Origin of the sequence: Nocardiopsis sp. NPDC049922 (genome assembly GCF_040660275.1) — a bacterium.
GTDB lineage: Bacteria > Actinomycetota > Actinomycetes > Streptosporangiales > Streptosporangiaceae > Nocardiopsis.
The window spans coordinates 366,883-389,192 of sequence record NZ_JBFAME010000005.1 but is presented as its reverse complement, the minus strand read 5'-3'; the positions used below and the strand labels follow the sequence as shown (position 1 = coordinate 389,192).

Sequence of the window (22,310 nt, the reverse complement as noted above, 5' to 3'; positions counted from 1 at the left end):
CCCGGTGCCATAGGCTGGGGCCCGTCATGACTTCCGCAGATCAGCCCGCCCCCGGGCACCACGAGAACGTCCCGCGCGAGGGCGACGACCGGCCGCCGCAGGGCCTGGTCTCGGCGCGCGACGTCGCCGCCGTCGAACGTCAGCTGGGCCGCACGCCGCGCGGGGTGCGCGCGGTCGCCCACCGGTGCCCGTGCGGCCTGCCCGACGTGGTCCGCACCGCACCGCGTCTGGAGAGCGGGGAACCGTTCCCGACGCTGTACTACCTGACCTGCCCGCGCGCCGCCTCCGCCATCGGTCGGCTGGAGAACGAGGGCCGGATGCGCGCGATGCAGGAGCGCCTGGGCGAGGACCCCGACCTCCAGGCCGCCTACACCAGGGCGCACGAGTCCTACCTGGCCGAGCGCGCCGAGCAGGCGCGGCTGGACGGGGTGGAGCCGCTGCCCGAGGGGATGCAGAGCACCGGGGGCATGCCGACCCGGGTCAAGTGCCTGCACGCGCTGGTCGCCCACGAGCTGGCGGAGCCGGGGGTCAACCCGTTCGGGGCCGAGGCGCTGAAGGAACTCCCGGACTGGTGGGACCGGGGACCGTGTGTGTGCGTGGACGAGGACGTGCCCGAGGAAGGGAACAGGTCATGAGCGGTGTCGCGGCCATCGACTGCGGAACCAACTCGATCCGGCTGCTGGTCGCCGAGGTCGTGCACGTGGACGGCGACGAGGTCCAGGTGGTCGACGTCGACCGGCGGATGGAGATCGTCCGCCTGGGTGAGGGCGTCGACGAGACGGGGGCGTTCGCGCCCCAGGCCCTGGAGCGCACCTTCGACGCGCTGCGCGGGTACGCCGAGGCGATCCGGGCGTACGGCATCGAGCTCGGCCCGGACACGGTGCGCATGGTGGCGACCAGCGCGACCCGGGACGCGAGCAACCGCCAGGTGTTCGTCGACGGGGTGAAGGAGATCATCGGGGTCGAGCCCGAGGTGGTCACCGGGCTGGACGAGGCGGAGCTGTCCTTCGTGGGCGCCACCGCCGAGTTCGAGGCCGAGGCGGAGGACGACGGGTTCACGCCGCCGTTCCTGGTGGTCGACATCGGCGGCGGGTCCACCGAGTTCGTCCTCGGCGGCGAGGGCGGCCCGGACGGTGAGCTGGTGCGGGCGTCGCTGTCGGTGGACATCGGGTGCGTGCGGATGACCGAGCGGCACCTGCGCGACGACCCGCCGACGGCCGAGCAGGTCGCGGCGGCCACGGCGGACATCGACGCCGCTCTGGACGAGGTGGAGAAGGTCGTCCCGCTCAGCGAGGCCGGTTCGGTGGTGTGCGTGGCCGGGACGGCGACGACGGTCGCGGGGATCGCCCTCGACCTGCCCGAGTACGACTCCGAGCGGATCCACCACACGCGGGTGGACGTCGCGGACCTGGAGCGCATCACGGCCGGACTGCTGCGTTCCAGCCACGACGAGCGGGCGCGGATCGGGGTCATGCACCCCGGCCGGGTGGACGTGATCGGCGCGGGCGCGCTGGTGCTGTCCCGGGTGCTGGCGCGCACGGGCGCGGACTGCTTCACGGCGAGCGAGCACGACATCCTGGACGGGGTCGCCTGGAGCCTGGTCGTGTAGGCGGTGCTGGTCTCGGGCCCCCGCTTCGCTTCGGCCCGGGTTCGGGTGCCCGAACGGGTACGCGCGGGGCTGGGGCCGCACGGCCCCTGACCTGCTCCTCCGGGTGAGACGTGTCACCCGGAACAACCTTGTGAAAGCATTCACAACCACTCTGACCTGCGCAAATGTCACGGGCGTGGGTGGGAAAGTGGTGAGAAGGTGAACGGCTGTGAACCTTCTCTGTCGGCGGGTGCTTGTGAAAGAATGCACAAGCAACAGGGTCGTAACACCCCAAGGATCCCACCAGGGATCTGACCGGGCGTTTCGACGGGGGCGACCGAAGACCGCGACACTCTTCGCCGCCCCGGGCAAGGGCGCCACAGAACACCGTTAGGGCGGATATGCGATGACCGAGAGCAGGAACTACCGACTGGTACACGGCGGAGGGGACGAGGCGGAGATTCCGCACGTGCTCATCGTCGGCGGCGGTTACCTCGGGATGTACACCGCGAGGCGGCTGGAGAGGAAGCTCGGTCCCGGTGAGGCCCGCATCACCGTCATCGACCCGAACTCCTACATGACCTACCAGCCGTTCCTGCCCGAGACCGCCGCCGGCAACATCTCCCCGCGCCACGTGGTGGTGCCCCTGCGCAAGGTCTTCGACCGGGTCCGTGTCCTCGGCGGCCGTGTCGTGCGCATCGACCACGCCGAGCGCTCCGTCCGCTACGAGCCCAACGTCGGCGAGCCCGAGACCCTCCACTACGACCACATCGTGCTGGCCGCCGGCGCGGTCTCGCGCACGCTGCCCATCCCGGGCCTGGCCGAGTGGGGCATCGGCATCAAGACCGTGGAGGAGGCCGCCTACCTCCGCAACCACGTCCTCAACCAGCTCGCCATCGCCGACTCCACCGACGACGCGGAGGTCCGCGCCAAGGCGCTCCGCTTCGTCTTCGTCGGCGGCGGTTTCGCCGGGGCCGAGGCCATCGCCGAGCTGGAGGACCTGGTCCGCGACGCGGTCCGGATGTACAGCTCGATCGGCCTGGAGGACGTTCAGTTCTACCTCATCGAGGCGGCCGACAAGATCCTGCCCGAGGTCGGCCCCGAGGTCGGCACCAAGGCGCTCAACCAGCTGCGCCAGCGCGGCATCGACGTCCGGCTCAAGACCTTCCTGGAGTCGGCGACCGACCAGCGCATCAAGCTCAGCGACGGCACCGAGTTCGACGCGGACACCCTGGTGTGGACGGCGGGCGTCAAGCCCAGCCCGGTCGTCGAGGCCAGCGACCTGCCGCTCGGCCCCAAGGGCCACGTCGACACCAGCGAGTACCTGACCGTCAACGGTGTGGAGAACGCCTACGCCGGTGGCGACAACGCCCAGGTGCCCGACGGCAACGGCGGCTACTACCCGCCCAACGCCCAGAACGCGGTCCGCCAGGCCCCGGTGCTCGCCGACAACGTGATCGCCACCCTGCGCGGCGGCAAGCTCAAGGCCTACCGCCACAAGAACCTCGGCGCCGTCGCCGGGCTCGGCCTGCACAAGGGCGCCGCCCAGCTCTTCGGGAAGATCAAGCTCAACGGCCGTCTCGCCTGGTACGCGCACCGCGCCTACCACCTGTACGCCGTCCCGACCTTCAACCGCAAGATGCGGGTGCTGGCCGACTGGACGCTCGCCTTCCTGCTGCGCCGCGACTTCGCCGCGCTGCCGGAGATGATCGAGCCGCGGCACGCCTTCGAGGAGGCCAGCGCGCCGCAGATCGTCCAGGACGGTCACCTGCGCCGCGTCAGCTGACCCGCGCGTACACGCACGGAACGGCCGGTTTCCCAGGGGAAGCCGGCCGTTTCGTGTCCCCATCCGGCCAAGCCGAGTCAAAGTGGGCAATCACCCCGGCCGGTATGATGGGCTCGCCCTCGTAGCCCAATGGAAGAGGCAGGCCCCCTAAAAGGGTCACAAGTGTCGGTTCGAGTCCGACCGGGGGTACTGTGCCCATGCGGCCTCGCGAGCTCGGCACGGGGCTCGGGGCGTGAAGAACGCGGTTCTTCGTCGTCGCCTTCGCCTGGCTCGTTCCTCGCTGGCGGCTTGGCTCCTCCTGCAGAACCCCGTACGCCCCTCGCTGCCCATGCGGCCTCGCGAGCTCGGCACGGGGCTCGGCCGCCGCGGTCAGCGGGTCGGCCGGTGGTGCTCCATCAGCAGCTGGAGCTGTGTGAAGAGCCGTTCGCCCGGGTCGCCCAGGTCGATGCCGCTCACCGCCGCGGCCCGCCGCACCCGGTACCGCAGCGTGTTCGGGTGGATGTGCAGCCGCTCCGCCGCCGCCCGCGCGTCCCCGAACGCCTCCAGGTAGGCCAGCAGCGAGGTCACCAGGTCGGCGCCGCCCGCGCGGTCGTACTCGATCAGGCGGCTCACCCGGGGATCGCGCAGCGACGGGTCCGCCCGCAGGTGGGCCAGGGTCTCGCTGATCAGCACCCGCGAGCGCACGTCGGAGATGGTGGCCACCGCCCAGTCCAGGCCCCGGTCCAGGTCGCGGCCCATCGCGTCCAGCACCCGGTCCGCCTCCGCGCGGGAGTCGGGGACCTCGCCCAGCCGCTCCACCAGCGACCCCACGGCCGCCTGCACCTCCAGGTCCAGCGCCGCCCGCGCCGCCGCCACGGTCTTGCGGGTCAGCGTGAGCACCGACTGCTCCACGCCGCGCCACCCCTCGCGACCGCGCACGAGGTCGGGCAGCAGCACGTACACCCGTCCGCCCAGCTCGGTCACCAGCGCGCTGCGCCGGTAGGCGGCGGTGTGCACCGACACCAGGTCGATGAGCTGGCGGCGGCGCAGCTCGCGTTCGGGGCGGTCGGGCGGACCCGGCCGTCCCGGGCGCTCCTCGCCGCCCGTCTCCGCGTCGGCGGCCGACGCCGTCTGCTGGGTGAGGGAGAACGCCACGACCAGCGCCCCGCGGTCGGCGTGCACCTCCACCGTGTCGGCCAGCGCGCTCGCGTCGATCCGCCCCTCCAACAGGCTCGACAGCAGGTCCTCGCGCAGGCGCAGCCCCGCGCTGGCCTGGGTCCGCTGCCGGATCATGTGCAGCGCGGTCGTGCGCGCCGCGCCCAGCAGCGCCTCCTCGGCGTGCTCGGCCAGCGGCTCCGACCCCTCCTGCACCCAGATCGACCCCAGTGGCTGGCGTCCCGCGTGGATGCCGACCGCCAGGCGTCGGCGGATGCCCAGGTCGGGGTGTTCGTCGATGCGCACGACCTCCTCGCCGGAGCGCAGCTTGGTGAACACCCCCCACTCCCGCAGCAGCGCCAGGTAGGGTTCCGGGCCCCGGCGGCCCAGGACGGACAGGCGGCGCAGCTCGTCCACCTCGGAGCCGGACGAGTAGGCCAGCACCCGGCTCGCCGAGTCCTCGATCGCCACCAGCCCGTTGGTCAGCCGCGCGATCGTCTGCGCCATGGAGAACAGGTCGCCGGAGGTCTCGCCCAGATCCTCGGAGTGGGAGGGCCGGGCGTCGTCGACGATGTTCTGGCACACCGACTGCAACTGGTCCCAGCGCACCTCCGGCCGGACGGCGAGCAGGACGATCCCGGCGTCCTCGGCCTCCGCGCGCAGGGCGGCCAACTCGTCCTTGCCCCCGGGGCGGTAGGACCGGGCCCCGCGCGCGCCGGCGGGCGGAGGCAGTACCTCCTCCGGTGGGGCGTGGCTGCTCGTCTTGACCGCCACGGCCGTGGCGCCCCGCTCGGCGAGCGCCCGCACGAGTCTGCGGGCGGCCCCGCCGCGGGCGCCGATCAGGAGGACGAGGTCCCCCGACCGGGCCTCGGTGCGGTCCTCCGGGTCGAGGATGACGACGTTGTCCACCTGAACATCCAACCCGGCGGGGGCCGCCGCGACGTCCATCACCGGATCGCCGACGACGAGGAGCAGCCTCCGCAGCGGGATCCCGGTCGTACCCGCCTCACCCTCACCGGGGTGACCAGGCAGGACGTCGCGCCGCGCCACGGGGAGGCGAGGCTCGTCGTCTCCGGGGTGGATCGGGCCGGGAAGTGGGGCGTCTGTGCTCATATGCCCCCCATTTTGTCCTATTGGACAAATAAGCCTGGCAAAGAGTGGCCTGTCCCACAAGGTTCCCATACGTTGGTTCTGAGAGCGTTGAATCAGATCAACCCTGTGTGGAACAGGGACAGACTTTCCAGGGAGGTGCCCATGGACGCCGTGACCAACGTCCCGCTGCCGAAGAACGAGCCCGTTCTGTCGTACGCGCCCGGCAGCGCTGAGCGCGCCGAGCTCGTCGCCGCACTCGACGAACTCGGTCGGGAGAGCATCGACCTGCCGATGTACATCGGCGGTGAGCGCCGCATGGGCGGTGGCGAGCGCATCGACGCCGTGCAGCCGCACCGTCACGCCGCCGTCCTGGGCACCATGGGCAACGCCACCCACGACGACGCCCGCGACGCGATCGCCGCCGCCAAGGCCGCGGCCCCGGCCTGGCGCGCGATGTCCTTCGACGACCGCGCCGCCATCATCCTGCGCGCTGCCGAACTGCTCGCCGGCCCGTGGCGCGCCACGATCAACGCCGCCACCATGCTCGGCCAGTCCAAGACGGTGCAGCAGGCGGAGATCGACTCGGCCTGTGAGCTCATCGACTTCTGGCGCTTCAACGTCTCCTACGCGCGGCAGCTCATCGAGCAGCAGCCGCTGAGCGTCCCCGGCGTGTGGAACCGCATGGAGCAGCGGCCGCTGGAGGGCTTCGTCTACGCGATCACGCCCTTCAACTTCACCGCCATCGCGGGCAACCTGCCCACGGCCCCGGCCCTCATGGGCAACGTGGTCGTGTGGAAGCCGTCCCCGACGCAGCAGTTCGCCGCCGAGTTCACGATGCGCCTGCTGGAGGAGGCCGGTCTTCCCCCGGGCGTCATCAACATGGTGACCGGCGACGGCCTGGCCGTCTCCGACGTCGCCCTGAACGACCCGGACCTGGCCGGTGTGCACTTCACCGGTTCGACCCGCACCTTCCAGCACCTGTGGAAGACCGTCGGCGAGAACATCTCCAACTACCGGAGCTACCCGCGGATCGTCGGCGAGACCGGCGGCAAGGACTTCATCGTCGCGCACTCCTCCGCCGACCCCGAGGTCCTGCGCACCGCGATCGTCCGCGGTTCCTTCGAGTACCAGGGCCAGAAGTGCTCGGCCGCCTCGCGCGCCTTCGTCGCCCGCTCCGTGTGGGAGCAGATCCGCGACGACCTCGTCGCCGAGACCGAGGCGATCAGGATGGGCGACGTCACCGACCTGTCGAACTTCGTCGGCGCCGTCATCGACCGCCGCGCCTTCGACAAGCTCGCCAAGGTCCTGGAGGACGCCAAGTCCGACCCGACCCTGTCGATCATCGCCGGCGGCACCGCCGACGACTCGGTCGGCTACTTCGTGCGCCCGACCGTCATCGAGGGCTCCGACCCCTCCCACGACGTGTTCCGCACCGAGTACTTCGGCCCGATCGTCGCCGTCCACGTCTACGAGGACGAGAAGTTCGACGAGATCCTCGACATCGTCGACCAGGGCTCCGCCTACGCGCTGACCGGCGCCGTCCTGGCCAAGGACCGCGCCGCGATCGCCAAGGCCACCGAGGCGCTGCGCTTCACCGCGGGCAACTTCTACGTCAACGACCGGCCGACCGGCTCCATCGTGGGCCAGCAGCCGTTCGGCGGCGGCCGCGCCTCCGGCACCAACGACAAGGCCGGTTCGGCGCAGAACCTGTCGCGCTGGGCCAGCCCGCGCGCCATCAAGGAGACCTTCGTCGCGCCGACGACCTCCTCCTACCCGCACATGGACTAGTCGGGTCCGCCCGCACGGTCCGCATGCCGCCCCGCGCCGCCACCACCCCGGTGGCGCGGGGCGGTCCACCCCCCGAGGAGTTCACCGGTACGGCCGGTCATCTCCGGCAGTCACCGCAGTCCGCGCCGGCCGATCGGCTCGCGCACGTCTTCGTCGAGGTCTCCATGCTTCGTAAGTCCCTGCTGCTCGCCGCCAGGTCCAAGACCTGCCGCACGATCGTCGAGCGCACTCCCGTCACCCGGGGCCTGGTCTCCCGGTTCGTCGCCGGCTCCAGCCTCGGCGAGGCCCTGCCCGCCGTCGCCGACCTGGCCGCCGACCGGTACGTCACGCTCGACTTCCTGGGCGAGGACACCACCGACCTGGCACAGGCCAGCGCCACGGTGACCGCCTACGAGGACCTGCTGGCCGCCCTGGGCGAGGCCGGTCTGGGCGGGCGCGCCGAGGTGTCGGTCAAGCTGTCGGCGGTCGGCCAGTTCCTCAACCAGGACGGCGAGAAGATCGCGCTGGACAACGCCCGGCGGATCGCCGAGGCCGCGGCGGCGATCGGCACCACGGTGACGCTGGACATGGAGGACCACACCACCACCGACTCCACGCTGGGCATCCTGCGCGAGCTGCGCGAGGACTTCCCCAGCGTCGGCGCCGTCCTCCAGGCCTACCTGCACCGCACCGAGGCCGACTGCCGTGACCTGAGCGGCGCCGGTTCGCGCGTGCGCCTGTGCAAGGGCGCCTACGACGAGCCCGCCTCCGTCGCCTACCGGGACAAGGCCGAGGTCGACAAGGCGTACGTGCGCGCGCTGCGCATCCTCATGGAGGGCGACGGCTACCCGATGGTCGCCTCGCACGACCCGCGCATGGTGGCCATCGCCGGGGAGCTGGCCAAGGCCAACGGCCGTTCGGCGGACGAGTACGAGTACCAGATGCTCTACGGCATCCGCGACGCCGAACAGGTCCGCCTGGCGGCCGAGGGCAAACGGATGCGCGTCTACGTCCCCTACGGCGACGAGTGGTACGGCTACTACATGCGCCGTCTCGCCGAGCGCCCGGCCAACGTGCTGTTCCTCGCGCGTTCGGTGATCACCCGGAACTGATCCGGTCGATGCCGCGCCGGGGCCGGCGTTCCCGCACGGGGACGCCGGCCCCGCGCCGTGTCGTAACGGTGACCTGGCCCTGGAACCCGCCGGAAGCCCGATACGTTACCTTGTGGGCAGCAAACCACGCGTGAAAGGCCATGACGAGACATGAGGTTGCGGAGTTCCAACCCCGTCCTCAAGCGGGCGCTCAAGCAGTCCGGGACGGGCGCCTACGCCCAGCCCGGCTACGGTCAGGCGTACCCGCAGCAGGGATACCCCCAACAGGGTTATGGCCAGCCGGGGTACGGCCAGCCGTACCCCCAGGCCGCCTACCCCCAGCAGGGCTACGGCCAGCCCGGACACCCGCAGCAGGGCTACCCCGCGGGTCCGGTCCAGGGCGCCGACGCCCAGCCGATGACCATCGACGACGTCGTCGTGCGCACCGGCATGTCGCTCGGGATCGTCGCGGTCCTGGGCGTCGTCAACTACTTCCTCTTCGGCTCCAACCCGGGCCTCGCCCTGTTGCTGACCGTGGTCGGCGCCCTGGGCGGTCTCGTCCTGGGCCTGATCATCGGCTTCAGGCAGAGCACCAACGCCGGCCTGATCCTGACGTACTCGGCCCTGGAGGGCCTGTTCGTCGGTGGTCTGTCGGCCCTGCTCGGCGCGCAGCTGGCGGCGACCACGGGTGACGCCGGTGCGAGCGGCTCCCTGGTCTCCCAGGCCGTGGTCGGCACCGTCGCCGTGTTCGGTGTGATGCTGGCGCTGTACAAGTTCCGGATCATCAAGGTGACCGACGGCTTCGTCAAGGCCGTCACCTTCGCGGTCCTGGGCGCCTTCGTGCTCCTGCTCATCAACTTCGTGCTGAGCTTCTTCATCGCCGGCGGCCTCGGCCTGCGCGAGCCCAGCCCGCTGGGCCTCGTGGTCGGCCTGGTGCTCGTGGTCGTCGCCGCGCTGACGCTGGCGATCGAGTTCCGCGGCATCGAGGAGGGCGTCCAGGCGGGCATCCCGGCGAAGTTCGCCTGGCAGTTCGCCTTCGGCCTGACCGTGTCGCTGGTCTGGCTCTACATCGAGATCCTGCGCCTGCTCTGGATCATCAAGTCGATCTTCGCCGAGTAGCGGCGACGGTATCGGACGTGGCGAGGGGCCGCCTCCCGGGTTCATCCCGGGGGTGGCCCCTCCGCCGTTGGACGGAGCCTCGGAAGCGGGCTACGTCGCTCGACGGGTCAGGACCCGTCGCGGCGAGGGGTGGGAATCGAACGGTTGCGGCGACGGCGCTCGTACTCGGTGACGATCGCCTGGGCGTACCAGTGGGGCAGGTTGTACTCGTCGGCGAGCCAGTTCGACCGGGCCGAGCAACGGACCAGGCTCGGGCCCTTGTCCAGGGCGTCGAACCACTCGGGGAGCCCGCGGCCGGTGACGGCCGGGACGCGTTCGATGAGCTTGGCGTGGATCTCCGGCGAGTGGGTTACCGACATGGGCACCTCCGGCGGCGCGTTGGCATGTGACCTTACCTGCGACACTGCATCAGGATCACGTTCTGGACAAGCCCCGGTCACCAGCTTTTACCCTGCGCGAGGCAGATCGTTTGTCCGCGAGGTCGCCCTTGGCCACCGCAGACGGCTCCGCCCGGACCCGTGGAGGCGGGTCCGGGCGGGAGTCGCGGAGCGGTCCGCGGATTAGCTCAGGCGCTCGAAGACGGCCGCCATGCCCTGGCCGCCGCCGACGCACATGGTCTCCAGGCCGAACGTCTTGTCGTGGAACTGGAGGCCGTTGAGCAGCGTGCCGGTGATCCGGGCGCCGGTCATGCCGAACGGGTGGCCGACCGCGATGGCGCCGCCGTTGACGTTGAGCTGGCCGTCGATGTCGATGCCCAGCTGGTCGGCGGAGGGCAGGACCTGCGCGGCGAAGGCCTCGTTGATCTCGGCCAGGTCGATGTCGCCGATGGCCATGTTGGCGCGGGCGAGCGCCTGCCGGGAGGCCTCCACCGGGCCGAGGCCCATGATCTCGGGGCTGAGGCCGCTGACCCCCGTGGACACGATGCGCGCCAGCGGGGTGATGCCCAGCTGGGCGGCGCGGGTGTCGCTCATGACGACCAGCGCGGCGGCGCCGTCGTTGAGGGGGCAGGCGTTGCCCGCGGTGACCGTGCCGTCGGGCCGGAACACCGGCTTGAGCTGGCTGACCTTCTCGTAGGTGGTGCCGCGGCGGATGCCGTCGTCGGTGCTGACCACGGTGCCGTCCGGGAGGGTCACCGGGGTGATCTCGCGCTCCCAGAACCCGTTGTCCAGCGACTTTTCGGCGAGGTTCTGCGAGCGGACCGCGAACTCGTCCTGCCGCTGGCGGGAGACGCCGGTGACCTGGGCGACGTTCTCGGCGGTCTGGCCCATCGCGATGTAGGCGTCGGGCAGGTTTCCGTCCTCGCGCGGGTCGGTCCAGGCGTCGGCGCCGCCCTCGGCGCGCTTCTCCGTGCGGGCCTTGGCGTCGGCGAAGAGCGGGTTCTCGTTCTGCGGGTTGTCGCTGCTGCCGTGGGCGAAGCGGCTGACCGTCTCCACGCCGGCGGAGACGAAGACGTCGCCCTCGCCCGCCTTGATCGCGTGGTAGGCCATGCGGGTGGTCTGGAGGGACGAGGAGCAGTACCGGGTCACGGTCGTGCCCGGGACGGTGTCGAGGCCGAGCTGGACGGCGACGATCCGGGCCAGGTTGAAGCCCTGTTCGCCGCCGGGCAGGCCGCACCCGAGCATGAGGTCGTCGATGTTCGTGGGGTCGAGCTCGGGCACCTTGGCCAGGGCGGCGCTGACGATCTGGGCGGTCAGGTCGTCGGGCCGGATGTCCTTCAGGGAACCCTTGAAGGCACGGCCGATCGGGGAGCGCGCGGTGGCGACGATGACTGCTTCGGGCATGTGCTTCGTCCCATTCGGTGTCGGGGTGCTGCGGTGCCGGTCCCTCGGGGTGGCCGGGCGGCCTGGCCTGCCTCGACCCCCGTGGCCCGTCTTGTTACTGACCAGTTAACATGTCGGTCCCTCGCCGTCGCCACCCGGGGTCGGCCTTGGCGCGTCGTCCGTGCCGTCCGTCCCGTCGTGGGCGGTCCGCCCGGCCGTCTCCACCGACCGCTCCGCGGCGGCCTCCCCGGTCGGGACGTCCGCGGGCCCGGTCCGGGCGCCGCGCGCACGGAAGGGGATCCTGACCCGGGCGGCCCACCGGCCGCGCCTGCCCTCCGGCTGCACGGGGATCCGGGACACCTCGGTGCCGGGGGTCTCGGCGGCCATGACCGCGGCCCGGTCCACCGGCAGGATGCCCTCGGGCCGTTCGGGCTGGCCGGGTTCGGGGAGCAGCCCGAGCGCGGCGCACACCGAGGGCAGGACGGCGGAGGCCGCCTGGGCGTACCCGAGTGCCGACGGGTGGAACCGGTCGGGTCCGAACATGGAGCGGGGGTCGGAGCGGAAGTCGTCGGAGAGCAGGTCGCTCAGGGAGACCGTGCGCCCGCCGACCTCGGTGACGGCGATGGTCTGGGCGGCGGCGAGCTGCCGGGAGACGCGCCGCGCGACCGAGCGGAGCGGCCAGCTGATCGGGCGGACCGTGCCGAGGTCCGGGCAGGTCGCCACGACCACGGCCGTGCCCTGGTCGACGAGGCGGCGGGTGAGGTCGCGCAGCTGGTCGACGGCGTCGCCCGGCCGGACCCTGCGGATGACGTCGTTGGCGCCGATGAAGACGACCGCCACGTCGTAGCGGGTGGCCTCCTGGAAGGCCTCGGCGCGCTCGGCCTGGTCGGCGAGGTCCGCGGAGGTGGCGCCGGGTGAGGCGGTGCAGCGCAGCCGCACCGGCCGGTCGGCCGCGCCCGCGATCCCCGCCGCCAGCAGCACACCCGGGGTCTGCGTGCTCTCGGCGACCGCGAAACCGGCCGCCGTGGAGTCGCCCAGCATGAGCATGCGCAGGGGCGGTTCGGGACCGTCGCCGTAGACCCCGTTGACCCGGGGCCGCTTCCACGGGGTGACGCCGACCGCGCGTCGGGCGAGCCGCGCCTGGAGGTAGAGGAGGGCGACGGCGCCCGCGCCCACGAGCGTCACCCCGCCGCCGCCGAACGCCGTGGCGGCGGCGATGCGCCGTGCGCGTGCGGCTCGCAGCATCGGACCACCCCCGGGGCCTCGTCTTCCGTCCGCCCTGGGGCGGGTCGGTTGGAGTCGAGGCTACATCCGCAGCACCGGCGGGTCACGTACCTCGGGCGGCACACGATCCCCGCCGGGCGGTCAGTCGGCTCGCGCCCGTGCGTGACGTCGGGGGACCGACACCGCGGGAGCGCGGCGCGAACCGCGCGGGAACGGCTTAGAGTCGAGGTGTGGTGGGTCGGACCGGCCCACCGCCCCGGTCGACGCGGCCGGGGGCGAGGACCAGGCGGACCGACGGATCCGGTCGCCATGACGTTGAGGGAGCCCACAGTGCGGGTACACGACTCACTGATCGACCTGGTGGGGGACACCCCGCTGGTGCGTCTTCGGAAGGTCACCGAGGGGCTCGCGCCGACCGTCATCGCCAAGGTCGAGTACTTCAACCCCGGCGGTTCGGTCAAGGACCGCATCGCGCTGCGCATGGTCGAGGCCGCGGAGAAGAGCGGCGAGCTCAGGCCGGGCGGCACCATCGTCGAGCCGACCTCCGGCAACACCGGGATCGGTCTGGCCATGGTCGCGCAGGAGAAGGGCTACCGCTGCGTCTTCGTCTGCCCGGACAAGGTGGGCCCGGACAAGCTGGCGGTGCTGCGCGCCTACGGCGCCGAGGTCGTGGTCTGCCCGACGACGGTCGCCCCGGACCACCCCGACTCCTACTACTCGGTCTCGGACCGGCTGGCCGAGGAGATCCCGGGTGCGTGGAAGCCGAACCAGTACGAGAACCAGAACAACCCGGAGTCGCACTACCACTCCACCGGCCCCGAGATCTGGGACCAGACCGAGGGGCGCGTGACGCACTTCGTCGCGGGCATCGGCACCGGCGGGACGATCAGCGGCACCGGACGCTACCTCAAGGAGGTCTCGGGAGGGCGGGTCAAGGTGATCGGCGCCGACCCCGAGGGCTCGGTGTACTCGGGCGGGTCGGGCCGTCCCTACCTGGTCGAGGGCGTGGGCGAGGACATCTGGCCCGGCACCTACGACACGGGGATCTGCGACGACATCGTGGCCGTGAGCGACAAGGACTCCTTCCTCATGACGCGTCGGCTGGCGCGTGAGGAGGCGCTGCTGGTCGGCGGGTCCTGCGGTCTGGCGGTCGAGGCGGCGCTGCGGGTGGCCCGGGACGCGGGGCCCGACGACGTCATCGTCGTGCTGCTGCCCGACGGCGGCCGCGGCTACCTCGGCAAGATCTTCAACGACGAGTGGATGGCCGACTACGGCTTCCTGTCGGCGGAGACCGAGGAAGCCACCGCGGGGCAGGTCCTGAACGGCAAGGGCGCCGCGATGCCGGACTTCGTGCACACCCACCCGCACGAGACCATCGGCACCGCCGTGGCGATCATGCGCGAGTACGGGGTCTCCCAGCTGCCGGTGATGAAGGAGGAGCCGCCGGTCATGGCGGCCGAGGTGGTCGGCTCCATCGCCGAGCGCGACGTCCTGGACGCCCTCTTCGACGGCCGCGCCCAGCTGGACGACAGCGTGGAGACGCACATGGGCGAGCCGCTGGCCACGGTCGGCACGGGCACGCCGGTGAGCGACTGCGTGCGCTTGCTGCGGGGCTCGGGCGCGCTGGTCGTGCTGCGCGACGGCCGTCCCGTGGGGATCCTCACCCGACAGGACCTGCTGGCCCACCTCTCCGGCTGACGCCCGCGGCTCTCGGGGCCCCGGACCGCGTTCCGCGCGGTCCGGGGCCCCGATGTGTGCATACCGGATGGAGCGGCGCATACTCGGACACTGCTACCCTTCGCGGCAACATTACTGGCAGGTAACACATGGGAGCTCGCGTGTCGCGGCTGTTGTCCTGGATCATCCGCTCCGTCTGGTCGTACGCGCGGAGCAACGCCGAAATCCGCGCGGACTCCAAGGCGGCCAGGAGGTTCGCGCGCTTCGGCGCGGGCTCGGCGATCGCCTTCCCGACCGCCACCCTGTACGGGGAGCCGTGGATCGAGATCGGCGTGCACACCGTGCTGGGCGGCGACATGACCCTCGCGGCGGGCATGGGACCCGACTACGACCTGGGGCCCGGCACCGTCGTGCGGATCGGCTCGGGCTGCGCGATCGGCCGCGGGTCGCACATCGTCGCGCACCGGTCCGTGGACATCGGGGACCACGTCTACACCGGCCCCTACGTCTACATCACCGACCAGAACCACTCCTACGCCAACACCCAGATCCCCGTCGGCCTCCAGTGGCCCGTCGACGACCCCGTGAGCATCGGCGACGGCACCTGGATCGGCGCGAACGCGGTGATCCTGCCCGGCGTCCACCTGGGCCGCAACTGCGTGGTCGCGGCGGGCACGGTGGTCCGGCCCGGCCGCTACCCCGACCACTGCGTCGTCGCCGGCGTCCCCGGGAAGGTCGTGCGCACGTACGACCCCGAGTGGGGATGGGACCCGCCGATGCGCGAGAGCGGCACCCCGACCCGTGTGCCCACCCCCGCGGCGGGGCTCCCGCCCGAGGCGCCGACGGAGCCGCCGGAACCGGGATCGGCCACGCGGTTCCCGCCCGCCTAGGAGCTGTGGAAACCGGGGCTGCAGTGGTGGTTGGCGGCTATTGTGGCCCCATGACGTTCGACGGGTTTGAAACGCTGGCCATCCACGCGGGGCAGGAACCGGACGCCGGGACCGGGGCCGTGGTGGTGCCGATCTACCAGACCAGCACCTACGCCCAGGACGGCGTGGGCGGTCTGCGCCAGGGCTACGAGTACTCGCGCACGGGCAACCCGACGCGCGCCGCCCTGGAGGAGTGCCTGGCCGCGCTGGAGTCCGGTGTGCGCGGGCTGGCCTTCGCCTCGGGCATGGCCGCCGAGGACACGCTGCTGCGCACGGTCCTCTCGCCCGGCGACCACATCATCATCCCCGGCGACGCCTACGGCGGCACCTTCCGTCTGGTCTCCAAGGTCGTCGAGCGCTGGGGCGTCACCTGGGACGCGGTCGACCAGACCGACCCCGAGGCCGTGCGCGCGGCGCTGCGCCCCACCACCAGGGTCGTGTGGACGGAGACGCCCACCAACCCGCTGCTCAACATCACCGACATCGAGACGGTCGCGCGGATCGCGCACGACGCGGGCGCGCTGTACGTCGTCGACAACACGTTCGCCTCGCCCTACCTCCAGCAGCCGCTCACGCTGGGCGCGGACGTGGTCGTGCACTCCACGACCAAGTACCTCGGCGGGCACTCCGACGTGGTCGGCGGCGCCCTGGTGGTCGCCGACGCCGAACTGGGCGAGCGGCTGGCCTTCCACCAGAACACCATGGGCGCGGTGCCGGGGCCGTTCGACTCCTGGCTGACACTGCGCGGAATCAAGACGCTCGGCGTGCGCATGGACCGGCACAGCGCCAACGCGGAGCGGGTCGTGGCCGACCTGGAGCGCCACCCGGCGGTGCGCACGGTGTACTACCCCGGGTTGGACGGCCACCCGGGGCACAAGATCGCGGAGCGGCAGATGCGCTCCTTCGGCGGGATGGTGTCCTTCACCCTGCGCGACGGGGAGAAGGCGGCGCTGCGGCTGTGCGAGCGCACCGAGGTCTTCACCCTGGGGGAGTCACTGGGCGGGGTCGAGTCCCTGATCGAGCACCCCGGTCGGATGACGCACGCGTCCACCGCGGGGTCCGCCCTGGAGGTTCCGGCCGACCTGGTACGGATCTCCGTCGGCATCGAGTCGGCGGACGACCTGGTGGCGGACCTGCTGCGGGCGCTGGAGGACTGACCGGGCCTCAGACCGCGGTGGGGGTGCGGTCCCGCCGGTCGGGGGAGGGGGCGTCGTTGGTGAAGCGCAGGCCGACGACGAGGCTTCCGGTGCGGGACAGGGCGCTCCGGTCGTCCTCCTGACGCAGGGACCGGTAGCTGCCACGGCGGTCCTGACGCCGGATGCCGATGGAGACGGCGAGGAAGAACCCCGCGGCCAGGCCCAGGAGTACGACGCCGACGAGCGTGATGACGAGGGGGATCATGGTGTTCTCCTCACGGATGTCGGTTCAGTTCCGTTGACTCCCCTCTCACGTGCTGAGGGGGGAGTCTCGCGTGTGCTCACGAGGTCTTTCCGTGTCCTCGGTGGTCGGCGACGGGCGACGACCACGGATGATCTCCGTCGGCTCCGGGGGCTGGGGGCCGTGTACTTAGGGTGGCCTTCCCCTAGGATGGGTAGAGGCGAACCAGATGGACATGTTCCGTTGGTGTTGTGCTCATCTTGTTGGTACAAGCCAACGTGTTGGACTACTACCCCTTCGAGAGCGGACTTATGCGGGCAGAAAGTAGATACCGACAGATCGCCCGGATCTTGCGCCGCGAGATCCAGGACCGCACCCTTCCTCCCGGAGGACAGCTCCCCTCCGAGAAGCAGCTGGAGGAGCGCTTCGAGGCCTCCCGCAACACCGTCCGCCTCGCCCTGGGCATGCTCCGCAACCAGGGCCTCATCCTCAGCAGGCCCGGCCGCGGGCACTTCGTCCAGAACGTCGTTCCCGAGACCTTCTACGCCACCCGGCCCACCAAGGGCACGGGCCTCAACGAGTCCGCCCTGTCCGGGCAGACCCTGGAGGAGCTCCAGCTCCTCAGCGCCACACCCGACATCGCGAGCCGCCTCCGCGTCCCCGAGGGCGACATGACCGTCGTCCGGCGCATGTACCGGTTCTCCGGGGACGTGTCCGGCTCCACCAGCTCGGCCTACTACCCCATGGAGCTCGTCCAGGGCACCGCGCTCATGATGCCCGAGGACGTGGACAGCGCCCTGGAGGTCCTCATGGAGCACGGCCACCGCCAGGTCGGCTGCGTCGACGAGGTGGAGACCCGCATGCCGACGCCCCAGGAGGCGTCGCAGCTCGAACTCCCCCCGGGCGTGCCCGTGCTGAACGTGCACCGCACCGACTACTCCGAGGAACGCCCGATCCGCGTGGTGCACACCGTCTACGCCGGGCACAGCATCCGATACCAGTTCGAACACGGCAACCTCAAGGCCTACCACCGGGACTGAGCACACAGATGAGCACGTCAAAGAAGACCGTGGTCGCCGACCATCTGCGCGAGGCGCTGGCCAGGGGCGAGTACAAGCCCGGCGACCGCCTTCCCGGGGAGGAGGAACTCGCGGAGCGGTTCGACGTCTCCCGTGCCACGGCGCGCATGGGGATGCGCATCCTCCAGGAGGAGGGCCGCATCGCCATCCGCGCGGGCCGCGGGGCCTACGCCGCCGACCACCGGCCCATCATCCACCTGGCCACACCCGTCTCCGGCGGCTCGGACTCCGAGCGCTTCCAGGAGGGCTACCAGCCGCACCTGCGCGAGGCCGGTTACCACAACATCGACGAGAAGATCAAGGTCAGCCTGGACACCATCAGCCCGCGCGTGGCCAAGCGCCTGCGCCCTGAGACCGACCCCACGGCCCCGCAGGGCGGCCTCGTCGTCATCCGCTCCTGCGACCGCTTCGTCGAGGGCGGGCTCTGGCAGTCCCAGATCACCTACTTCCCGTTCGCCATCGCCAACAACACGCCGCTGATGTCGCCCGAACGCCTCAACCAGGGGGTCAGCACCACCCTGAGCGACCTGGGCCACCAGGAGACCTGGAACTGGGACGTCGTCGGCGCGCGCATGCCCTCTCCCGACGAGGCCGAGGCCTTCGGGCTCGGCCCCGGCATCCCGCTGCTCGTCCAGGAACGCGTGGCCTACGCCGAGGACGTCGCCCTGCGGTTCACCGAGACGATCATGCCCGCCAACCGCCACCAGCTCCTCTACTCCGGCGGCGAGGCTCCCGAGGCGCTGCTGGTCCTGGCCTCCGACGTCAACGTCTTCGAACTCTGACCGCCGCCTCCCGGACGCTCAGCCCCGCCGCTCCAGGTACCGCCCGACCACGAGCGGCCCCAGGGCGGCGGCGTCGGCGCGCACGACCCGCACCGCCCGCCGCCGCTCCACCCCGGCGGCGAAGGCGCGCAGCCGGGGGTCGTCGGCGAGCAGGAAGAACACCACCTCAGCACCCTCGCGCAGCAGCCCGTCCAGCTCCGTCAGGGTGACCTCGGCGGTACGCGGGTCGGGCGGCCACGCGAACCGGGCGCGGCCGTCGTCGTCCACGTGCGCGGTGGGCTCGCCGTCGGTGACCACCAGCACCAGGGGCCGCAGACCGCGGTGGCGCCGCGCGTTCCGCCTGGCCAGTCGCAGCGCGTGGTGCAGGTTGGTGCCGGGGGCGCGCCGCCACGCGTGCGCCGCCAGCCGGGCCGGGGTCAGCTCGTGCGCGGTGTCACCGAAGCCGACCAGCTGGATCCGGTCCTCCGGATGGTGGGTCCCGACCAGGGCGTGCAGGGCCAGGGCGGTCCGGGCGGCCGCCGTGTGCAGGGCGCGCTCGACCATCGAGTGCGACACGTCGACCAGCAGCGACACCGCCCGCGCGCCGACCGGTTCGGTCTCGGCGACGCGGAGGTCGTCCGCGCGCAGCCGGATCGCCCGCTCCGCGGGATCACTCCGGCGCAGCGTCGCCGCCCGCACGGTGGCCGCGGGGTCGAGGGGGCGGTCGTCGTCCGCCTCGCGGGGCAGCGCCGCTCCCGTGGGCTCGGCGCCCGACGCGCCGCCGCCCGCGTGCTGACCCGCTCCGCTCCGTGCGGCCCGCTCGATGTCGCGCAGCGCGACACGGCCGAGCCGCCGCAGCTCGCGCGGGGTGAGTCCGTGGCCGTTCCCCACCCCGGGGGCCAGCAGGCCGTCGGATCGCGACCCGTCCAGGGGGTGCCCCCCAGCGGTGCCCTCACCCGCGTCGCCGTCCCCCTCCCGTGCCCGTTCGAGGGCGGTCGCCTCGACCCGCTCCTCGGCGGGCGGCGGGTCGGGGTCGGCCAGCGGGTCCGGGCCGCCCGTGTACGCCCGGTAGCGGAACCTCATGCCCGTCTCCTCCCGCGTGTGCCTCCGTCGTCCCGGTTCAGAACCGGTAGACCCCGCCGTCGGGGACGGCGTCCTTGGACAGGCGCCGTTCCAGGTACAGCCCCTCCAACGCGAACTCGACCACCGCCGCGGCCAGGCCCTGGGTGGGCGGGCCGTCCTCGGCCTCGGGCGCGGCGCTCTCGATGAGGGCGGACAGGCCCGGCACGGCGCCCACCCGGCGCAGGAGTTCCGCGGCGCCGACGAGGTCGCCGGTCTCCACGGTGCCGCCCCCGGCGAAGCGGTCGGCGAGGGGGGACAGGTCGGCCTCGCCGAGCCGGGCGCGGAAGGTGTCGGCGACCGCCCGCCGCAGGAGCACGTGCAGGATCTCGGCCTCGCGCCCCTCGGCCTCCAGCTCGAACTCGACCTTGCCCAGCAGCGGTTCGACGACGGCGGGCAGGTCGCTGACCCGGGCCACCGGGACGTCCTCGCCGCTCAGGGCGGCGCGGCGCAGGGCCGACGCGGCGACGGTCTCGGCGGCGGCCACGGAGAAGCGCACCGACACCCCGGAGCGGCCGTCGACCTTCTTGGACGCGCGGACCAGCCGCGTGAACCGCGCGACGGCCTCCAGCAGGTGCGCGGGGACGGTGGTGCCCTCGGGGAGCGCCGCCTCCTGCCGCACCAGCGCGAGTTCGTCGTCGAGTTCCAGCGGGTAGTGGGTGCGCACCTGGGCGCCGAACCGGTCCTTGAGGGGGGTGACGATCCGCCCGCGGCTCGTGTAGTCCTCCGGGTTGGCGCTGGCGACCAGCAGCAGGTCCAGCGGCAGCCGCAGGGTGTACCCGCGGATCTGGAGGTCGCGCTCCTCCAACACGTTGAAGAGCGCCACCTGGGCGCGGGCCGGCAGGTCCGGCAGCTCGTTGACGCAGAAGACGCCCCGGTTGGCGCGCGGCACGAGGCCGTAGTGGATGGTCTCGGGGTCGCTGAGCGAGCGGCCCTCGGCCAGCCGGACGGGGTCCACGTCGCCGATGAGCTCGCCCACACCGGTGTCGGGGGTGGCGAGCTTCTCCCCGTAGCGGTCGTCGCGGTGCCGCCAGACGACGGGGAGGGCGTCGCCCTCGCGGTCGGCCCGCGCCCGGCACCCCGGGCACACGGGCGCGAACGGGTGGTCGTTGACGGGGCAGCCCGCGACGGCGGGCGACCACTCGTCGAGGAGCCCGGCCAGGGTGCGGATCAGCCGTGTCTTGCCCTGGCCGCGCTCGCCCAGGAGCACGATGTCGTGCCCGGCGATCAGCGCCCGCTCCACCTGCGGGAGCACCGTGGCGTCGAATCCGTGCAGCCCGGGGAAGCGCGGTCGGCCCGCGCCCATCCGGCGCAGCAGGTTGTCCCGCACCTCGGCGGCCACGGGACGGTGGACGTGTCCGGACGCGCGCAGCGCGGCGCGGGTGCTCGGGAGGTCGCTCGGCGGTGGGGGCGGCGTGGCGGGACTCACGCCAAGGAGTCTAGGGAGTCTCGGTGGTCCCGGTGGCCGACGACCCCCAGAGTGGGGCGGGGAGTGGAAGAATGGGAGTGAAGGTGCGGTCCGAGGTCCGGCCGGAGAGCCGGTGAAGGCGGGGTGGCGGCTGGTGGCACGGTTCGGCGATGCTCTGACGACGGGGGCCGACCTCGTGAACGCGGCCGAACGGGCCGTGGTGAGCGCTCTCGAACAGGTCGAGGGGGCCGTCGACCTCGTGTGCTTCTTCGTCAGCGGCGCCGATCCGGACGAGGTCACGCTCGCCGGCCGGCGCGTGATGGAGCTGGTCCCCGGCGCCGTCGCGCTCGGGTGCAGCTCCACCGGCGTGATCGGCGGCGGTCGCGGTGTGGAGGGCCAGGGCGCGGTCAGCGTGTGGTGCGCGCGGCTGCCGGACGTGGAGCTCACCCCGTTCCAGCTGGACACCATCCTGGAGGAGGACCACCTCGCCGTGGTCGGTATGCGCGAACCCGGCCCGCTCGACCGGGTGGCGATCCTGCTGGCCAACCCCTACGAGTTCCCCACCCAGGCCTTCGTCCGCGAGTCCACCCCGGCGCTCGGCGGGCTGCCGCTCGTCGGGGGCATGGCCGACGGGCTGCGGGGAGAGGAGTCCGTCCGGCTGTTCTGCGACGGTGACGTGGTCGACAGCGGCGCCATCGGGGTGCTGGTCGGCGGTGAGGGGGTGCTCGGGACCGTGGTCAGCCAGGGCTGCCGCCCGATCGGCCCGAACATGACCGTCACCAAGGCTGAGGGAAACCTCCTGTTGGAACTCGCGGGGACCAACGCCTACGAGAAGCTCGAGGGCCTGTTGGACTCGCTGGACGAGGAGGACCGCGAGCTGGCCGCCCAGGGGTTGCACGTGGGCATCGCCATCGACGAGTACGCGGAGAAGCACGAGCAGGGCGACTTCCTGATCCGGGCGCTCGCCGGCGTCGATCCCGACATGGGCGCGCTGGCGGTCGGGGACATGGTCGAGGTCGGCCAGACCGTGCGCTTCCAGGTGCGCGACGCGGGGACGGCGGACGAGGACCTGGCCCGGAGACTGGCCGACTTCGGCGCGGAGCACGAGGTCGGTGCCGGTCTGCTCTTCTCCTGCAACGGGCGGGGCGGAGCCCTGTTCCCGCAGGCCGACCACGACGTGCTCGCGGTCCGCCGCATCCTGGGCGTGGACGCGGTGGCGGGGTTCTTCGCGGCGGGGGAGATCGGGCCGGTCGGCGGTGTCAACCACGTCCACGGGTTCACCGCGTGCCTGCTCGCCTTCGCCGACTGAGGGTTGCCTGACGGATCGGACTTTTACCGGCGTATCACCAACACCCGACACAAGCTCCTTGAGTGCGCACGCACCAGGGCGCTTACTGAG

19 protein-coding genes and 1 tRNA gene are annotated in these 22,310 nt (G+C 72.2%); 13 read left to right on the top strand and 7 right to left on the bottom strand.

The features are described from left to right. The first annotated feature begins 26 nt into the window (after nt 1–26). The 4 genes from AB0I72_RS12760 to AB0I72_RS12745 all read left to right on the top strand — a co-directional run bounded on the left by AB0I72_RS12760 (nt 27) and on the right by AB0I72_RS12745 (nt 3,563). On the top strand, nt 27–635 hold the full coding sequence (locus AB0I72_RS12760) for a DUF501 domain-containing protein (RefSeq protein WP_358566596.1): 609 nt from the start codon (nt 27–29) through the stop codon (nt 633–635). Further along, nucleotides 632–1,609 carry a Ppx/GppA phosphatase family protein gene (locus AB0I72_RS12755; RefSeq protein ID WP_358566593.1) on the top strand — a complete coding sequence of 326 codons (978 nt, stop codon included), beginning with the start codon at nt 632–634 and terminating at the stop codon, nt 1,607–1,609. Before AB0I72_RS12760 ends, AB0I72_RS12755 begins: the two co-directional genes overlap by 4 nt. A gap of 385 nt (nt 1,610–1,994) precedes the next feature. Beyond that, on the top strand, nt 1,995–3,374 hold the full coding sequence (locus tag AB0I72_RS12750; protein ID WP_358566590.1) for an NAD(P)/FAD-dependent oxidoreductase: 1,380 nt from the start codon (nt 1,995–1,997) through the stop codon (nt 3,372–3,374). A 115-nt stretch (nt 3,375–3,489) separates the two neighbouring features. Next, nucleotides 3,490–3,563: transfer RNA gene (locus AB0I72_RS12745), tRNA-Leu, on the top strand. Between the two features lie 180 nt (nt 3,564–3,743). On the opposite strand, the gene AB0I72_RS12740 is transcribed toward AB0I72_RS12745, so the two are convergent. Continuing rightward, nucleotides 3,744–5,456 (bottom strand): helix-turn-helix domain-containing protein, encoded by a 1,713-nt coding sequence (locus tag AB0I72_RS12740; RefSeq protein ID WP_358566698.1) that lies wholly within the window; start codon nt 5,454–5,456, stop codon nt 3,744–3,746. 306 nt (nt 5,457–5,762) lie between these two features. Here AB0I72_RS12740 and pruA point away from each other — a divergent pair, with 306 nt between their 5' ends. From pruA to AB0I72_RS12725, 3 genes are all read left to right on the top strand, one after another. Continuing rightward, nucleotides 5,763–7,388: an L-glutamate gamma-semialdehyde dehydrogenase gene (gene pruA, locus AB0I72_RS12735; protein WP_358566587.1), complete on the top strand. Its 1,626-nt coding sequence runs from the start codon at nt 5,763–5,765 to the stop codon at nt 7,386–7,388. A gap of 164 nt (nt 7,389–7,552) precedes the next feature. Then, nucleotides 7,553–8,479 (top strand): proline dehydrogenase family protein, encoded by a 927-nt coding sequence (locus tag AB0I72_RS12730; protein WP_358566695.1) that lies wholly within the window; start codon nt 7,553–7,555, stop codon nt 8,477–8,479. A 150-nt stretch (nt 8,480–8,629) separates the two neighbouring features. Next, the gene (locus AB0I72_RS12725; RefSeq protein WP_358566585.1) at nt 8,630–9,577 is read left to right on the top strand and encodes a Bax inhibitor-1/YccA family protein; all 948 of its coding nucleotides are present in this window, start codon (nt 8,630–8,632) and stop codon (nt 9,575–9,577) included. Nucleotides 9,578–9,684: 107 nt separating this feature from the next. Here AB0I72_RS12725 and AB0I72_RS12720 read toward each other — a convergent pair whose 3' ends face one another. The 3 genes from AB0I72_RS12720 to AB0I72_RS12710 form a co-directional block, all read right to left on the bottom strand. Next, a complete protein-coding gene (locus tag AB0I72_RS12720; RefSeq protein WP_358566582.1) occupies nt 9,685–9,936 on the bottom strand; it encodes a DUF4287 domain-containing protein in 252 nt (83 codons plus the stop codon). Between the two features lie 201 nt (nt 9,937–10,137). Further along, a complete protein-coding gene (locus AB0I72_RS12715) occupies nt 10,138–11,358 on the bottom strand; it encodes an acetyl-CoA C-acetyltransferase (RefSeq protein ID WP_358566579.1) in 1,221 nt (406 codons plus the stop codon). A 105-nt stretch (nt 11,359–11,463) separates the two neighbouring features. Then, nucleotides 11,464–12,582 (bottom strand): SGNH/GDSL hydrolase family protein, encoded by a 1,119-nt coding sequence (locus tag AB0I72_RS12710; protein ID WP_358566576.1) that lies wholly within the window; start codon nt 12,580–12,582, stop codon nt 11,464–11,466. Nucleotides 12,583–12,891: 309 nt separating this feature from the next. Between AB0I72_RS12710 and AB0I72_RS12705 the strand changes: the two genes are divergently transcribed. From AB0I72_RS12705 to AB0I72_RS12695, 3 genes are all read left to right on the top strand, one after another. Further along, nucleotides 12,892–14,259, top strand: coding sequence for a cystathionine beta-synthase (locus AB0I72_RS12705; protein ID WP_358566573.1), 1,368 nt, complete (start codon nt 12,892–12,894; stop codon nt 14,257–14,259). A gap of 128 nt (nt 14,260–14,387) precedes the next feature. Beyond that, nucleotides 14,388–15,128, top strand: coding sequence for an acyltransferase (locus AB0I72_RS12700; RefSeq protein ID WP_358566570.1), 741 nt, complete (start codon nt 14,388–14,390; stop codon nt 15,126–15,128). Nucleotides 15,129–15,178: 50 nt separating this feature from the next. Beyond that, nucleotides 15,179–16,324 carry a cystathionine gamma-synthase gene (locus tag AB0I72_RS12695; RefSeq protein WP_358566567.1) on the top strand — a complete coding sequence of 382 codons (1,146 nt, stop codon included), beginning with the start codon at nt 15,179–15,181 and terminating at the stop codon, nt 16,322–16,324. 7 nt (nt 16,325–16,331) lie between these two features. On the opposite strand, the gene AB0I72_RS12690 is transcribed toward AB0I72_RS12695, so the two are convergent. Then, entirely contained in the window at nt 16,332–16,568 is a 237-nt protein-coding gene (locus AB0I72_RS12690; RefSeq protein ID WP_358566564.1) for a hypothetical protein, read from the bottom strand. A 287-nt stretch (nt 16,569–16,855) separates the two neighbouring features. Here AB0I72_RS12690 and AB0I72_RS12685 point away from each other — a divergent pair, with 287 nt between their 5' ends. Together AB0I72_RS12685 and AB0I72_RS12680 are read left to right on the top strand one after the other, a co-directional pair. Beyond that, nucleotides 16,856–17,584: a GntR family transcriptional regulator gene (locus tag AB0I72_RS12685; protein WP_358566692.1), complete on the top strand. Its 729-nt coding sequence runs from the start codon at nt 16,856–16,858 to the stop codon at nt 17,582–17,584. 8 nt (nt 17,585–17,592) lie between these two features. Then, nucleotides 17,593–18,405, top strand: a complete 813-nt coding sequence (locus tag AB0I72_RS12680; RefSeq protein WP_358566561.1) for a GntR family transcriptional regulator — start codon at nt 17,593–17,595, stop codon at nt 18,403–18,405. 18 nt (nt 18,406–18,423) lie between these two features. On the opposite strand, the gene AB0I72_RS12675 is transcribed toward AB0I72_RS12680, so the two are convergent. Continuing rightward, nucleotides 18,424–19,467: a VWA domain-containing protein gene (locus AB0I72_RS12675; RefSeq protein WP_358566558.1), complete on the bottom strand. Its 1,044-nt coding sequence runs from the start codon at nt 19,465–19,467 to the stop codon at nt 18,424–18,426. Between the two features lie 37 nt (nt 19,468–19,504). Beyond that, nucleotides 19,505–20,932, bottom strand: coding sequence for a sigma 54-interacting transcriptional regulator (locus AB0I72_RS12670; RefSeq protein ID WP_358566555.1), 1,428 nt, complete (start codon nt 20,930–20,932; stop codon nt 19,505–19,507). Between the two features lie 133 nt (nt 20,933–21,065). Here AB0I72_RS12670 and AB0I72_RS12665 point away from each other — a divergent pair, with 133 nt between their 5' ends. After that, complete coding sequence (locus tag AB0I72_RS12665) at nt 21,066–22,220, top strand: FIST N-terminal domain-containing protein (RefSeq protein WP_358566552.1); 1,155 nt, start codon at nt 21,066–21,068, stop codon at nt 22,218–22,220. The last annotated feature ends 90 nt before the right edge of the window (nt 22,221–22,310 follow it).

Coding starts and splice junctions, on each gene's coding strand:
- AB0I72_RS12760 (WP_358566596.1), top strand. CDS start 27: ATGACTTCCGCAGATCAGCCCGCCCCCGGGCACCACGAGAACGTCCCG.
- AB0I72_RS12755 (WP_358566593.1), top strand. CDS start 632: ATGAGCGGTGTCGCGGCCATCGACTGCGGAACCAACTCGATCCGGCTG.
- AB0I72_RS12750 (WP_358566590.1), top strand. CDS start 1,995: ATGACCGAGAGCAGGAACTACCGACTGGTACACGGCGGAGGGGACGAG.
- AB0I72_RS12740 (WP_358566698.1), bottom strand. CDS start 5,456: ATGGACGTCGCGGCGGCCCCCGCCGGGTTGGATGTTCAGGTGGACAAC.
- pruA (WP_358566587.1), top strand. CDS start 5,763: ATGGACGCCGTGACCAACGTCCCGCTGCCGAAGAACGAGCCCGTTCTG.
- AB0I72_RS12730 (WP_358566695.1), top strand. CDS start 7,553: ATGCTTCGTAAGTCCCTGCTGCTCGCCGCCAGGTCCAAGACCTGCCGC.
- AB0I72_RS12725 (WP_358566585.1), top strand. CDS start 8,630: ATGAGGTTGCGGAGTTCCAACCCCGTCCTCAAGCGGGCGCTCAAGCAG.
- AB0I72_RS12720 (WP_358566582.1), bottom strand. CDS start 9,936: ATGTCGGTAACCCACTCGCCGGAGATCCACGCCAAGCTCATCGAACGC.
- AB0I72_RS12715 (WP_358566579.1), bottom strand. CDS start 11,358: ATGCCCGAAGCAGTCATCGTCGCCACCGCGCGCTCCCCGATCGGCCGT.
- AB0I72_RS12710 (WP_358566576.1), bottom strand. CDS start 12,582: ATGCTGCGAGCCGCACGCGCACGGCGCATCGCCGCCGCCACGGCGTTC.
- AB0I72_RS12700 (WP_358566570.1), top strand. CDS start 14,388: ATGGGAGCTCGCGTGTCGCGGCTGTTGTCCTGGATCATCCGCTCCGTC.
- AB0I72_RS12695 (WP_358566567.1), top strand. CDS start 15,179: ATGACGTTCGACGGGTTTGAAACGCTGGCCATCCACGCGGGGCAGGAA.
- AB0I72_RS12690 (WP_358566564.1), bottom strand. CDS start 16,568: ATGATCCCCCTCGTCATCACGCTCGTCGGCGTCGTACTCCTGGGCCTG.
- AB0I72_RS12685 (WP_358566692.1), top strand. CDS start 16,856: ATGCGGGCAGAAAGTAGATACCGACAGATCGCCCGGATCTTGCGCCGC.
- AB0I72_RS12680 (WP_358566561.1), top strand. CDS start 17,593: ATGAGCACGTCAAAGAAGACCGTGGTCGCCGACCATCTGCGCGAGGCG.
- AB0I72_RS12675 (WP_358566558.1), bottom strand. CDS start 19,467: ATGAGGTTCCGCTACCGGGCGTACACGGGCGGCCCGGACCCGCTGGCC.